The 12772-nt window shown below is 38.7% G+C and carries 14 protein-coding genes; 12 read left to right on the plus strand and 2 right to left on the minus strand.

Annotated features, from left to right (window positions below):
• Window position 1: 1 nt before the first annotated feature.
• The 6 genes from NSMS1_RS11050 to NSMS1_RS11075 all read left to right on the plus strand — a co-directional run bounded on the left by NSMS1_RS11050 (window position 2) and on the right by NSMS1_RS11075 (window position 4326).
• The gene (locus tag NSMS1_RS11050; protein ID WP_224093158.1) at window positions 2-484 is read left to right on the plus strand and encodes a hypothetical protein; all 483 of its coding nucleotides are present in this window, start codon (window positions 2-4) and stop codon (window positions 482-484) included.
• Window positions 485-856: 372 nt separating this feature from the next.
• On the plus strand, window positions 857-1039 hold the full coding sequence (locus NSMS1_RS11055) for a CsbD family protein (RefSeq protein ID WP_224093160.1): 183 nt from the start codon (window positions 857-859) through the stop codon (window positions 1037-1039).
• A gap of 241 nt (window positions 1040-1280) precedes the next feature.
• On the plus strand, window positions 1281-1724 hold the full coding sequence (locus NSMS1_RS11060) for a hypothetical protein (RefSeq protein WP_224093162.1): 444 nt from the start codon (window positions 1281-1283) through the stop codon (window positions 1722-1724).
• Window positions 1725-1763: 39 nt separating this feature from the next.
• Window positions 1764-2285, plus strand: a complete 522-nt coding sequence (locus NSMS1_RS11065; protein WP_224093164.1) for a hypothetical protein — start codon at window positions 1764-1766, stop codon at window positions 2283-2285.
• A 418-nt stretch (window positions 2286-2703) separates the two neighbouring features.
• Window positions 2704-3858, plus strand: a complete 1155-nt coding sequence (locus tag NSMS1_RS11070; protein WP_224093166.1) for a glycosyltransferase family 39 protein — start codon at window positions 2704-2706, stop codon at window positions 3856-3858.
• A gap of 87 nt (window positions 3859-3945) precedes the next feature.
• Window positions 3946-4326, plus strand: a complete 381-nt coding sequence (locus NSMS1_RS11075) for a hypothetical protein (protein ID WP_224093168.1) — start codon at window positions 3946-3948, stop codon at window positions 4324-4326.
• 52 nt (window positions 4327-4378) lie between these two features.
• Here the strand turns inward: NSMS1_RS11075 and rpe are convergent, their stop codons facing one another.
• A complete protein-coding gene (gene rpe, locus NSMS1_RS11080) occupies window positions 4379-5086 on the minus strand; it encodes a ribulose-phosphate 3-epimerase (RefSeq protein ID WP_224093169.1) in 708 nt (235 codons plus the stop codon).
• Between the two features lie 225 nt (window positions 5087-5311).
• On the opposite strand from rpe, the gene NSMS1_RS11085 reads away from it, so the two are divergent.
• From NSMS1_RS11085 to NSMS1_RS11110, 6 genes are all read left to right on the plus strand, one after another.
• Complete coding sequence (locus tag NSMS1_RS11085) at window positions 5312-6910, plus strand: S8 family serine peptidase (RefSeq protein ID WP_224093171.1); 1599 nt, start codon at window positions 5312-5314, stop codon at window positions 6908-6910.
• A gap of 346 nt (window positions 6911-7256) precedes the next feature.
• Window positions 7257-8585, plus strand: coding sequence for a serpin family protein (locus tag NSMS1_RS11090; RefSeq protein WP_224093173.1), 1329 nt, complete (start codon window positions 7257-7259; stop codon window positions 8583-8585).
• A 102-nt stretch (window positions 8586-8687) separates the two neighbouring features.
• Entirely contained in the window at window positions 8688-8915 is a 228-nt protein-coding gene (locus NSMS1_RS11095; RefSeq protein WP_224093174.1) for a hypothetical protein, read from the plus strand.
• Window positions 8915-9328 (plus strand): type II toxin-antitoxin system VapC family toxin, encoded by a 414-nt coding sequence (locus NSMS1_RS11100; protein ID WP_224093175.1) that lies wholly within the window; start codon window positions 8915-8917, stop codon window positions 9326-9328. The genes NSMS1_RS11095 and NSMS1_RS11100 overlap by 1 nt, the downstream gene beginning before the upstream one ends.
• A 59-nt stretch (window positions 9329-9387) precedes the next feature.
• Complete coding sequence (locus tag NSMS1_RS11105) at window positions 9388-10650, plus strand: FAD-binding oxidoreductase (RefSeq protein ID WP_224093176.1); 1263 nt, start codon at window positions 9388-9390, stop codon at window positions 10648-10650.
• Between the two features lie 35 nt (window positions 10651-10685).
• Window positions 10686-12041 carry a (Fe-S)-binding protein gene (locus NSMS1_RS11110; RefSeq protein ID WP_224093177.1) on the plus strand — a complete coding sequence of 452 codons (1356 nt, stop codon included), beginning with the start codon at window positions 10686-10688 and terminating at the stop codon, window positions 12039-12041.
• 11 nt (window positions 12042-12052) lie between these two features.
• On the opposite strand, the gene NSMS1_RS11115 is transcribed toward NSMS1_RS11110, so the two are convergent.
• Complete coding sequence (locus tag NSMS1_RS11115) at window positions 12053-12757, minus strand: Uma2 family endonuclease (protein ID WP_224093178.1); 705 nt, start codon at window positions 12755-12757, stop codon at window positions 12053-12055.
• Between the last annotated feature and the right edge of the window lie 15 nt (window positions 12758-12772).

Below are 12772 nucleotides of genomic sequence, written 5' to 3' on the forward strand. Positions count from 1 at the left end.
TATGACCATTAGCAGTACCGGCAAAACGGTCAGTCCTCGACAAAGACGCGCCAAACTGAAAGGAGAATCAACAGTGGAAGTAGAGAATAATCAGAGTCAGAGCTTGAATAAAGAGCAAGCCGAAGCGAATGGCGGTTTGTCGGCTGACAAATCTGAGCAAAAAGAAATTGTGGGAACACTAGCAATTTCTGGAGTGCGTCCCATTGCCGGTAGTGACTTGCAAGTAGCCCACACAATTTCATCTGCGGGAATACGTCCCATTGGTGTTAGCACTTTGCACATAGTTGAGACAATGAATGTGATGGGCATACGTCCCATTGGTGCTAATACAATTGATGTAGTTGATAGCATTAATCTTTCTGGAGTGCGTCCCATATCTTCCAGTGCGTTGGCGATTTCTAGTAGTTACTCAGTTATGGGTAATCGTCCAGTAGCATCAAATACTATTGATGATTCTGATGGCTTGATGGGTTTTATAGATTAGAGCGCAAAATAATTTAATTAATTTATATAACAGTAAAACCCAGTTGCATGATGCAACTGGGTTTTTACGTTTTTTGTTAGTTATCAGTACTCGTTACTACTACAGACAAAACTTTCTCCTCTTTGTTTTCATAGCATCATGCAGAGAAGTTTCTTATTGCTAAAAATTTGATCCCCGAATAATTACAAAATTTAAAGATATATACCTCAATCGTATATATTCAGTGATTTTTCACTCTTTATATATAGATAGTTAATATCTCTTGTGGCGGAAGGCTACAACAAGAAGTTTAAGTTACTTTGTAAATGTGATAACAAATTCAAAGTTAGTTAATAGCTTTGAAATTAAATTATATAAGATTAGGAGAGCAAAATGAGCTTAGAAGATAGAGCAAAAGCCACTGCTAAAAATATTGAAGGTAAAGCTCAAGAGGCTTTAGGAAATGTAACTGGTGATCCTGAAGATAAAGCTGAAGGTAAAGCCAAACAAGCCGAAGGCGAATTACGTCATGGCGTTGAAGATGTTAAGGACAAAGTAAAAAAGAATATTGACTAAGTTTAATTTAGTCATAGTTCAGGTAACTACTCAATGTGAGGAGTATTTAAAAGTTACCTGTTAGTTAAGGTTTTAGTTTGGGAGATGGAGGTTTATTTGCAAGGTTGTTGTAGAGATGTGTTCAATCATATCTCTACATTTCTTAAGTTTATTCAACATACTTAAATTAAGCAAAAAGAAAACTCAATCCATTTATTAATAAAAAAGCAGTTATGGAATTTATTGTTACAGGAGGTAGACAATGATGTTGGTTCAGCAGGGTCGGAAAATCTTGACTACTGTTGTCTTGGTTTTAGTGTTGATGATCACTACCGCTTGTAGTGGTGGCGGAAATGTTGCTCAACTTGATCGCACCAGCACACCACCAGCCATTGGTAGAGATGTAGCTTATTCTCAATTAGAAAGAGGTAATTCCCCATCTGGACAAAGTTTCGGTAATTGGGTTGTACAAACCTCTCAAGGATTGGTTCAAGATGCTTACGTCCGCGATAACAACAAATTAGGAATTGTAATTTCGCGCCAAGTACGCCCCAACGAAGTAAAACCTTTAGCAAAGTCTTTAGCGCAAGGTTTCCGCAAGAATTTTCCTAATCAGGATTTAACTGTTCTCGTGTACGGCCCCGACAAAAAACTGATTTTGACAGCTAAATACGATGTTCAGTCTAACCAAATTCAGTACACCTAAATACTGATTACTGAATTGGCATTAATAAGGAGAAAAATAGTGAGTAGTAGCGAAGAATACAGACGGCAAGTCATGAGAGATTTGGCAGAAGGTAATGTCGAATCTTTAGATGCCCCAACAGGCGAACCTGCGGCTGAGTACGAAACTTTTGACGATTTCGCACAACGGACAACTACAGATCAGCGTCGTCAATTATTCGGTCGTTCTTTGCATCCAGAACAGATTCCTAGCAGCCAAATGGAACCTGAATTGCAAAAAGCGATCGCCCAAATCAAACCCAATGAACGCGATGATGTCGCCCGTGCCTTTTTCAAACACTTCAAAGAACGGGGATTAGATGAACGCCACCTAGAACAACAACTAGGTCTTACCACCCACCATGCTGGTCGGATGAATGCTGACGATGTAAGTAAACTTGCATCCTTCGCCTATCATAATCACCCCGACATCTTCCGCGAAGTCCTAGCAGAACAACCAGGAATTATCAAATTCCTCAGCAATCCTGTAGTTGCAGGTATTATCGGAGTTGCAGCCGCTAAATGGTTAGGTGGTCGCAAATAGGTATAAGGTCATCAACTAAATAAAAATAAAAAGGTGGGTATTATCCACCTTTTTTTATTAATGTTTAACAGAAAAGTATTTGTGTATGGCAGCTAATAGAAAACAAACTCAAAAATTTCTGGCTGTAATTTTTATGAGCTAATCTATCTTGCAAAGGTTGCTATTTTATCTAAATTTTTTATATAATCAATTCCACTTTAATCTAAGTAAGTTATTTATAGTTTATAGTTTATAGTTATAAAAAGTACTAAAAAATAACTTACGATATTAGTTTAATATAAAGTTTTTGTAAGGAAATTATTTTTTCAAACAGAAAATATAATTTTATCTATACTAACTATTATAGATAAAATATGTGCTTGCCTTTAAACCATAGCAAGAACTACTAATGTAATTAGGAATTGTGAATACACAAGCAATGCAACTAAAAGAAAATTTGCAAACACATGTTAAGACTAGAAATATCAAAAAGCAGTACCTTCTACTCGGCAGTTTGATAGTTATTGGTGTACTATTGCGTTTACCAAGCCTTAAATTAGGTGTATGGCGGGATGAAGGATCAACCTATTTTAATGCACTGCCAACAAACCTACATGAAGTAATTAACACTGTTATTTATAGCGAACTAAATCCACCTGGTTTTTACCTCATTATGCACAAGTGGATACAGTGGTTTGGAGCAGATGATGTCATTTTTAAGTTACCTGTATTCATTTTTGGCATATTGCTAATACCTGCTACATACACACTAGGTTCTTTAATTAGTTCACCTAAAATTGGACTTATTGCTGCTGCTGTCACTACTTTTGAACCAAATGCTATTTATTACTCTCAAGAGGCTCGACCTTATACTTTAGCAGCTTTATTATGCTGTTTAATCTTAATTTTATACTGCAAAGCAATTAATAGTGACAAGCAGATATGGTACTTAATAGGCTTGGTAATTTGTGCTGACATAATGCTATATGTGCAGTATACGAGTTTAATTTTGCTTGCTAGTCTGGCGATTGTTACTGTGTATTTATGGTGGAGTGGGGTTGCCAATATTCGCCCAATAAGATTTGTTATAGCGGGTGTAATTATCTTTTTGCTATTTACACCCTGGTTGAAAATTTTCTTGATACATTTGTCAACTGGTCTTCCTTGGTTAACTAAAAAAGTTTGGTTTACTCGACCTAAGTTGTTGTATGACATTTTTTTATATACCCTACCCGTAACGAAGTTGCAAAAGTATTTAGTAGGAATTATTGTTATATTCTCTTTTGCATATCAAGCACGTCAGTTATTTTCTCGTAGTCAACAATTGACTGCTCTAAAAAACACAACAATCAAAACATATACATTGATATTATATTTGAGTGTTTTACTAACAGTTATGCTGCTAGCAGCCCTTTCCTATAGCGGACGCTATGTGTTTCCTTTTGCTCCTCTAGCTTGGGTAGTCTATACTCACAGTGTAGTTAATCTTTTCCAAAGCATAAATAACTACCGAACTGCTCAATTGTATCGTTTTAGTAAGCAAGTAGCTGTTGTTTTACTAGTTACTTTTATTATTTTCCCCAATATCAAATAAGCTTTATCTTTACAGGAGAGAGATAAATCGGGAATAAGAGCGATAGCGGCTGATGTACGTAAAGAATCACAAGAAAAAAGCTTTTACTTGATTAATCCTGACTATTTAAGTCCAACATTTGGTTACTATTTCGCGCATAAACCAGTCAAATTTTATGGCGTTGGTCGCTGGAATAATCCTGAAATATTTAGTCCGCAAAGTTATGCCGAAGTGTGGAAAAAACCTACCTTAATATCAGATATAGAACAGGGTATTCAAAATGAAATCAATAATGGTTATACACAATTATTCCTTGTTCAAGAATTAGGCACTAGAAAGAATATGGGAAAAATGGAATATAGCCGAGCTAATGAAGTTTTGGCAAGGTTAAAACAAAAATATTTACTACGAAGCAAAACTGACTATCGTGGTGTTACTGAATCTGTAAGTCTTTATGATTTCGCATTAAGAAATGAGATAAAGCAGTAAAAAAGGCGATCGCAATTTGTGATCGCCTTTTAATTATTTACTAACTAATTGCTTAAACCTTAGCCAATTCTGGTGTAGGACGCTTGCTGTTGCGAATATTTGTAATAGCCTCAGCATAATCCTTAGCATTAAATACCGCAGAACCAGCCACAACTGCATTAGCACCTGCTTCTAGAACTTGCCAAGTATTATTAGCTTTGAGTCCGCCATCTACTTCAATCCAGGGGTCTAAACCGCGCTCATCACACATTTGACGTAGCTTACGAATTTTCGGCAATACACCAGGAATAAAGCTTTGACCACCAAAACCTGGGTTAACACTCATAATTAGTACTAGGTCAGCTAATTCTAGTACATATTCAATCAGTTCTAAAGGAGTGCCGGGATTGAGAACTACTCCAGCTTTTTTACCTAACTCTTTGATTTGTCCCAGAGTGCGGTGTAAGTGAGGAGAAGCATTATGTTCCGCGTGAACAGAAATAATATCAGCTCCTGCTTTAGCAAAGCCTTCTACATACTTTTCTGGTTCCACAATCATCAAGTGGACATCCAGAGGCTTAGTTGTAACCGGACGAATCGCCTCCACTACCAGAGGCCCTATCGTTATATTAGGTACAAAACGACCGTCCATTACATCAACATGAATCCAATCGGCTCCAGCCGCGTCTACGGCGCGAATCTCCTCGCCTAAACGGCTAAAATCGGCTGATAGGATAGATGGAGCAATTACTATGGGTTTTTCAGATCGGTTTTGGGTCATGGCTAGTGGCTTTTTTAGCGTCCTCGTCTGTAAGCATTGTAACAAAATCTTGTAACAAAATATTGAGAATTTTAGAAACAAGGGAGTGGGGAGTAGGGAGTGGGAGATGAGTGAGATGAGGGAGAGGGGGAAGGGAGAAAGGAAGAAGCCTTTAACCTCTTACTACCTCCTACCTTTTGACTGTGGACTATTGACTATGGACTAATGACTGATGACTAATGACTAATGACTATGAAAAAACTAATTTGGATAATTTGCGGATTTAGTGCTTCTTGTTTGAGTGTACCTGTGTTGGCTATACCTTTATCAAGTTCTATAGGAACTAATGGTATTGATGCTTTGAGGTTACATCAACCTCCTTATAATTTACTCGGTCGTAAAATTGCTATCGGTCAGGTGGAAATCGGTCGTCCTGGGATGTTTGGTTGGGATAAGGCGGTGTCAAAAAATCGCGCTGTATCACTGGCGGCTGTCTTTTTACGCAATGGCCCAGCTAAGTCTAATAATGGTGTTGACCCCCACGCTTATAATGTTGCCGGTGTGATGGTGAGTAGGGACAAAGCTTTACCTGGGGTTGCGCCGGAAGCAAGGTTATATTCGTCGGCGGTGGGTTCTACAAAAAATATGGGTCAACCAGAGGAGTGTTTGTCCGCGCAGCACATAGCTTTACAAAATGGTGGTGATGTCCGGGCAATTAACTTTAGTTTTGGTGAACCCCTCAACCGTGACCCTCGACCGGAGGCTGTTCTAGATGGGAATGCTTTACTAACTTTATGTGTTGATTGGTCGAGTCGCGTTCACAATGTTTTGTATGCGATCGCTGGCAATCAGGGTAAAGGGGGTATACCTATCCCTACAGATAATTTTAACGCAGTTAACGTGGCTTTTTCATCCCGACGAGGAGGGATTTTTAATAAAGTAGACGTTTCTAATCTAGCTGGGGTGAATCAGGGTGTAAGTGGTCGCTTGGCGGGTAGGGAATTTAATATTGATGGTCGCCGCGCTGTGAGTATAGTAGCGCCTGGGAGTAATATTGCCATGCTCAATCCCGATGGCAAAGTAAACAAGGTAACAGGTACAAGCTTTGCTGCGCCTCATGTGACAGCTACTGTTGCTTTATTACAAGAGTTTGGTGATAGACAACTACGGACAAAACAACCACACTGGAGCATTGATAGCCGCCGTCAGCAAGTGACGAAAGCTGTATTACTCAATTCGGCAGATAAAGTACAAGATAATGGTAATGGCTTAATGCTGGGCATGACTCGGACACTTATTGATAAACAAAATCAAGACTGGTTGAGTTCTGATGCCTATAAAAACCCGAAAATTCCCTTAGATGCGCAAATGGGAACAGGTCATTTGAATGCGTTTCGTGCCTATCAGCAATTTAGTGCGGGTCAATGGCAACCAACAGCACCAATTCCGGCAATTGGTTGGGATTATCGACAAGTAGATGTAGGCAAATCTGTTGATTATACGTTAGCAAAATCGTTAAAACAAGGTAGTTTTGTCGCTATTACTTTAAGTTGGAATCGATTAGTAGAATTAAATGATACTAATAAAAATCAACAATTTGATGTGGGTGAAAATTTCCGCGATCGCGGTTTAAATAACCTCGACCTTTATTTAGTAAACGCTGATGCTAAAAGTACAGATCCCGGCGTTGTTTGTTCTTCAATTAGTGAAGTTGATAGTGTAGAGCATATTTTCTGCCCTGTGCCTGCTACTGGTAATTACAAAATCCGTGTGCAGTACCAGAAACAGGTCAACGACGCAACTCAGCCCTATGCTTTAGCTTGGTGGACAGTTCCTACTAATTAAGATTTTGTCAAGAGGTGATAGACAATATTAGGGTGGGTTATCCCCACCCTTCTTATTTACTAATTACTATTAGAATCCTGCTAAAATTATTATTTAGTAGTTTAGAATACAGATATTTAAGCTAAAAATCAACAGTCAAAGTTAACGATAATAAACTAAATCTGCATTGCCATATTTATAAAAATTTGGCAATAGTTATATTTACTTCTTTTAATAAGATTACTGTTACCAAAATTGTAACCGTCGATTGTTCAGGTTTTGTTAATGCAATAGTAAATAATCAAGACAACATGAATAATCTCAGGTTTGATAGATAGTTAAAAACTTTGGCGTGCGAGGTAGTAAAATGAATCGGCAAAAGTTCAGTGGTGTGAAAGACAGTTTCTTACAAAGACGCTACGGTGTTAGTTTGGGAAGACGTTATGTTTTAGCCGCCGCTAGTGTCGTTTTGTTTAGCGTATTAGGTTGTTCGCAAGTTGATACGAAGACAAGCGCGTTAGCACAGTCTGGACTACCTCAACCAGAGTCTTCATTGCAAAAAAAAACAGTAGTGCCTAATACTAAAGTTGTAGATGCTAATAATAAGTTTGCATTCAAACTGTTCTCAGAGGTGGTGAAAGAGGAAAATAACGCTAAAAATATTTCTGTTTCACCGACGAGTGTAGCGATCGCCCTAGCCATGACCTACAATGGCGCTAGCGGCTCTACGCAGAAAGCAATGGCTAAAACCTTAGAGTTACAGGGTATTACTCTACCAGAACTCAATTCTGCTAATGCTGAATTAAACAAGCTGCTACAAAACCCCGAAGAAAATGTCCAGCTAACTATTGCTAACTCTTTGTGGGTAAATAAAAATATTAGCTTGCGTCCTGATTTCTTGCAGAGGAACCGCGATTTTTATCAAGCTCAGGTGTCAAATTTAGACTTTCAAAACCCTAACGCTACAAAAACGATTAACAATTGGGTTAAAGAGAATACTAAAGGGAAAATTAACAATATTGTTGACACAATTGAGCCAAATCAGGCGTTATTTTTAATTAATGCCATATATTTTAAGGGGCAATGGAGCCAAAAGTTTGATAAAGCTCAGACTAAGCCTCAGACTTTTTACACTGGATCTGGTCAACAAAAACAACACCCAATGATGTCCCAAAAGGGTGAATATAGATATTTTGAAACTCCACAATTTCAGGCTATAAGTTTACCTTACGGTCAAAAAAGAAATGTCAGTTTATATATATTCTTACCTAAACAAAACTCTAACTTAAAAGCTTTCTACCAAAACTTAACTCCTGAGAACTGGAACAAATGGCTGTCTGAGTTTAGTCAGCGAGATGGGTCTATAACTTTGCCACGTTTTCAATCAGATTACGATATTTCTCTTAATGATACGCTGAAAGCTTTAGGCATGGGAGAAGCTTTTACTAATAAAGCCAATTTTTCCGGGATGGGAGACAAATTAGCTATTAGCCAAGTTAAACATAAAACTGTGATTGAGGTAAATGAAGAAGGTACAGAAGCTAGTGCAGCAACCTCTGTAGGGATAGTAGCTACATCTTTAAGACAGCCCCAACCACCATTTCAAATGGTTGTTAATCGTCCTTTCTTCTATGCAATTCGGGATCATCAAAGCAAGAATATCTTGTTTATGGGGGCAGTGGTTGACCCAGAGTAATTATTATACATTCATTGTTTAATGAGTATTTAATCTGGGATTGGTAAATACTTCTGACTTCTTTTAAAATTTAAAAACCAGCATTTGGTGGAGTCAATTTTTATGTCGCTTCAACAACTGAAACAACAAGCCCGTCAATTGTCTATAAATGAGCGCTTGGAACTTATCAGCGATATTATAGAATCATTACAAGCTCCTCGAACTCCACCTTCTGAGCGATCGCATATACTCAAGCAGATGAAAGGTTTATTGAAAACAGACCAGCCAGTACCAACTGATGCAGAAGTGGAAATCATGCTAGACGAACGTAGGGTGGAGAAATACCTTTAGTGAGAGTGTTGATTGATACCAATATTGTTTTAGATTATTTATTAGAGCGGAAACCTTTCTTTGAGGACACTGAAGCTTTATTTAACAAAATCGATTCGGGTCAAGTTATCGGATATGTTAGCGCTACAACATTGACTGATATTTTTTACATTGCACGTAGACAAACACGTAACCTTGAACTAGCCAGACAAGCTATATCGACTACATTAGCTGTCATGATGATTTGCCCAGTTAATCAAAATGTACTAGAAACTGCTTTTGCATCTGGCTTGGAAGATTTTGAAGATGCAGTACAAATTGCTTGTGCAGTAGCTTTAAGATTAGATGGGATTGCTACTCGTGATCAACAGGGCTTTATCGGTTCACCCATACCTGTACTAACAGTACATCAGCTATTAGAACAGTTAGGTTAAGGTTGTCGATTTTGTGTCATCATCACAGAGAATGGGATGTAGGAACTCAACATAAACTGATGACTGCCATCGCTGCTACTATTGCATCTATCGTTGGTGAAGAAAATACCGTTTCCCCAAAAGAAAATCTCAAACTTAGTCAAGCTATATCGGGAAACCTCCCCAGTTGTATCGTTTATCCCCAAACTCAAGCACAACTAGCCGCAGTTATCGCCGCAGTACACCAAAATAACTGGCGTGTTTTACCCTGTGGTAGCGGGAGTAAACTTAGTTGGGGTGGTTTAACTAAAGATATTGATGTGGTCGTCAGTACGGAACGCATCAACCAATTAATTGAACATGCTGTTGGTGATTTGACTATTACCGTTGAAGTTGGGATGAAGTTTTCCCATCTCCAGAATATTTTGGCACAAGCAAGACAATTTCTCGCCCTTGACCCCTCTACACCAGAAGCAACCATTGGGGGTATTGTCGCTACTGCTGATACTAATTCCCTACGTCAACGTTATGGTAGTGTGCGCGACCAACTTTTAGGTATTACTTTTGTCCGTGCTGATGGTCAAATTGCCAAAGCTGGAGGACGGGTAGTTAAAAATGTGGCTGGTTATGACTTGATGAAGTTATTTACAGGCGCATACGGTACATTAGGAATTATTAGCCAAGTAACTTTTCGTGTGTATCCTGTTCAAGAAGCATCAGGGACAGTAGTATTGACTGGTGCAGTAGAGGATGTATCGCAAGCGGCTACAACTTTGCGAGGTTCGGCATTAACACCTACCCAAGCTGATTTAATCTCTACTGGATTGGTATCTAGTCTAGAATTGGGTAAGGGAGTAGGGTTAATTGCCCGTTTTCAAAGTATTAGTGAGAGTGTGAAGGAACAATCGAACCGTTTGTTAGAAGTAGGGCAGAAGTTAGGTTTAGCTGGGGTAGTATTTTCTGGTGCAGATGAAAGTCATCTATGGCAGAGATTGCAACAACAAATACATCCTCCTACTACAGAATCTACAATTACTTGCAAAATAGGAGTATTACCTAGTGCGGCTGTAGAGATTTTGCATCAAGTACAAATTGGTTTGATTCATATTGGTAGTGGGTTGGGTGTATTACAAGTTGAGGATAAAAATCAAGTTTTGCAAATGCGATCGCTTTTATCATCTCACAACGGTTTTTTAACAGTTCTGCAAGCGCCTGTACCAGTTAAGCAACAAATAGATGTATGGGGATATGCTGGTAATGCTTTACCGTTGATGCGTCGCATTAAAGAACAGTTTGATAATAAAAATATTTTAAGTCCGGGTCGGTTTATGGGTGGAATTTAAGTAACTCACTAGAGATATACAGGGAGCAGATAAATATGCAGGTTTCAGAAAATTCTACTAATAATACTGCTAGTATCAAAAATTTACAGGGATTTGATCCTAATCATCCACCTGATCCAAAATTAATTGATAGTTGTGTACATTGTGGCTTTTGTCTTTCTACTTGTCCTAGCTATCGGGTAATTGGGAAAGAAATGGATTCTCCTAGAGGACGCATCTATTTAATGGATGCCATAAATGAGGGAGAAATTGCTCTTAATACAGCTACAGTAGAACATTTCGATTCTTGTTTGGGATGTCTTGCTTGTGTAACCACTTGTCCTTCTGGTGTGCAGTATGACAAGTTAATTTCTGCTACTCGTCATCAAGTAGAACGTAATTATCCTCGCAGTTTTTCTGATAATTTAATTCGTAAATTAATATTTACATTATTTCCCAACCCGGATTTATTACGTATTCTATTAATACCCTTATTCTTTTATCAAAAGTCAGGCATTTCCAAAGCCATCCGCGCTACAGGCTTACTCAAAAAAATCTCGCCTCGCTTGGCAGCAATGGAGTCAATTCTGCCAAACATTACGCTAAAAACTTTCCAAGATAATCTGCCTACTATTATTCCCGCACAGGGTGAGAAACGTTATCGAGTCGGAGTAATTTTAGGATGTGTGCAAAGACTATTTTTCTCGCCAGTTAATGAAGCGACAGTGCGAGTATTAACGGCAAATGGTTGTGAGGTGGTGATTCCTAAATCTCAAGGCTGTTGTGCGGCGCTTCCCGAACACCAAGGACAAACAGAACAAGCCAAAGCTTTAGCTAGGCAAATGATAGATAGCTTTGCTGATACTAATGTTGATTATGTGATTATCAACGCTGCTGGGTGTGGTCATACTTTAAAAGAATATGGTCACATCTTAGCGGATGACCCAGAATATAAGGAAAAAGCTCAAGATTTTGCTGCTAAAGTGAAAGACGCTCAAGAGTTTTTGGCTACTGTAGGGTTGACAGCCAAACTTTCACCACTGACAGATAAACCTTTGAATTTGGTTTATCAAGATGCTTGTCATTTATTACATGGACAAAAAATTAGTGTGCAGCCTCGTCAACTATTAAAGCAAATTCCCGGTGTGAAGCTGAAAGAACCATTGGATGCAGCTTTGTGTTGTGGTAGTGCGGGTGTTTATAATATGTTGCAACCAGAAGTTGCTGAGGAATTAGGCCAGCAAAAGGTGACAAATTTATTAAATACTGGCGCTGAGTTAATTGCTTCTGCTAATCCCGGTTGTACTTTGCAGATTACTAAGCATTTAGAATTACAAGGCAAGAAAATCTCTGTCATCCATCCGATGGAGTTATTAGATTACTCGATTTGTGGTGTGAAATTTGAAAGCTAATATTCAACTTTTCACACACCTCTTGTAATTGTTTCTACAAACTGTTCATGTGCGGCTGAAGTTAAACCTTGCTGCAATACTGCCAAAACTTGCGGCATATCTCCTGCTACTAATGCCGCAACATCCAACCACAAGCCGGGGAAGACTTGGCTTTTAATGATGCCTGCCTCATCTGCTGTTAATGGTAGGTATTCCCCATCCTGCAAACTAAACCAACTGACAGTTTTTTCATAAACCTGCCAAACAAAATACTCTTGAATGCCATTACGACGATAAGCACGTTTTTTATCATACAAGTCTTTGGCGGCACTACTGGCTGCAACTTCTGCGACTAATTCTGGTGCGCCTTCTACGTAACCATCGACGCTAATACGAGATGAACCACCATAAGCGGCATCAATTAAGAGAATGGCATCCGGTTGGGGTTCATTATCTAAATCTAGTCGTAAAGTTGGATTATCTCCCAGTCTAGTTCCTGGTGTACTTACTTTATAATTACCAAGCCAAATCATTAAATTAGCATGAGGTTCGGCATGAGGTTCAAAACGCAAAGGAGATGCCACGTAAACTATTCCTTCAATTAATTCGGCTTTTTTGAGATCAGGCATGGCGTTGTAGCGCCGTTCAAATTCGACACGAGTTAAGCGATCGCCACTTTCTAACGGTGGCAAGTTGGGGTTACTATTATTACCGTATTCTGGGGAAATCTTCACCATAACCGCAAGCAATAG

It is taken from the genome of Nostoc sp. MS1 (assembly GCF_019976755.1).
Taxonomy (GTDB): domain Bacteria; phylum Cyanobacteriota; class Cyanobacteriia; order Cyanobacteriales; family Nostocaceae; genus Trichormus.

What these genes read in the sequence shown, in the direction of transcription:
- NSMS1_RS11095 (WP_224093174.1), top strand. Translation starts at nt 8,688, where the DNA reads ATGTCGCTTCAACAACTGAAACAACAAGCCCGTCAATTGTCTATAAAT.
- NSMS1_RS11115 (WP_224093178.1), bottom strand. Translation starts at nt 12,757, where the DNA reads ATGGTGAAGATTTCCCCAGAATACGGTAATAATAGTAACCCCAACTTG.
- NSMS1_RS11110 (WP_224093177.1), top strand. Translation starts at nt 10,686, where the DNA reads ATGCAGGTTTCAGAAAATTCTACTAATAATACTGCTAGTATCAAAAAT.
- NSMS1_RS11105 (WP_224093176.1), top strand. Translation starts at nt 9,388, where the DNA reads ATGACTGCCATCGCTGCTACTATTGCATCTATCGTTGGTGAAGAAAAT.
- NSMS1_RS11070 (WP_224093166.1), top strand. Translation starts at nt 2,704, where the DNA reads ATGCAACTAAAAGAAAATTTGCAAACACATGTTAAGACTAGAAATATC.
- rpe (WP_224093169.1), bottom strand. Translation starts at nt 5,086, where the DNA reads ATGACCCAAAACCGATCTGAAAAACCCATAGTAATTGCTCCATCTATC.
- NSMS1_RS11050 (WP_224093158.1), top strand. Translation starts at nt 2, where the DNA reads ATGACCATTAGCAGTACCGGCAAAACGGTCAGTCCTCGACAAAGACGC.
- NSMS1_RS11060 (WP_224093162.1), top strand. Translation starts at nt 1,281, where the DNA reads ATGATGTTGGTTCAGCAGGGTCGGAAAATCTTGACTACTGTTGTCTTG.
- NSMS1_RS11090 (WP_224093173.1), top strand. Translation starts at nt 7,257, where the DNA reads ATGAATCGGCAAAAGTTCAGTGGTGTGAAAGACAGTTTCTTACAAAGA.
- NSMS1_RS11085 (WP_224093171.1), top strand. Translation starts at nt 5,312, where the DNA reads ATGACTATGAAAAAACTAATTTGGATAATTTGCGGATTTAGTGCTTCT.
- NSMS1_RS11055 (WP_224093160.1), top strand. Translation starts at nt 857, where the DNA reads ATGAGCTTAGAAGATAGAGCAAAAGCCACTGCTAAAAATATTGAAGGT.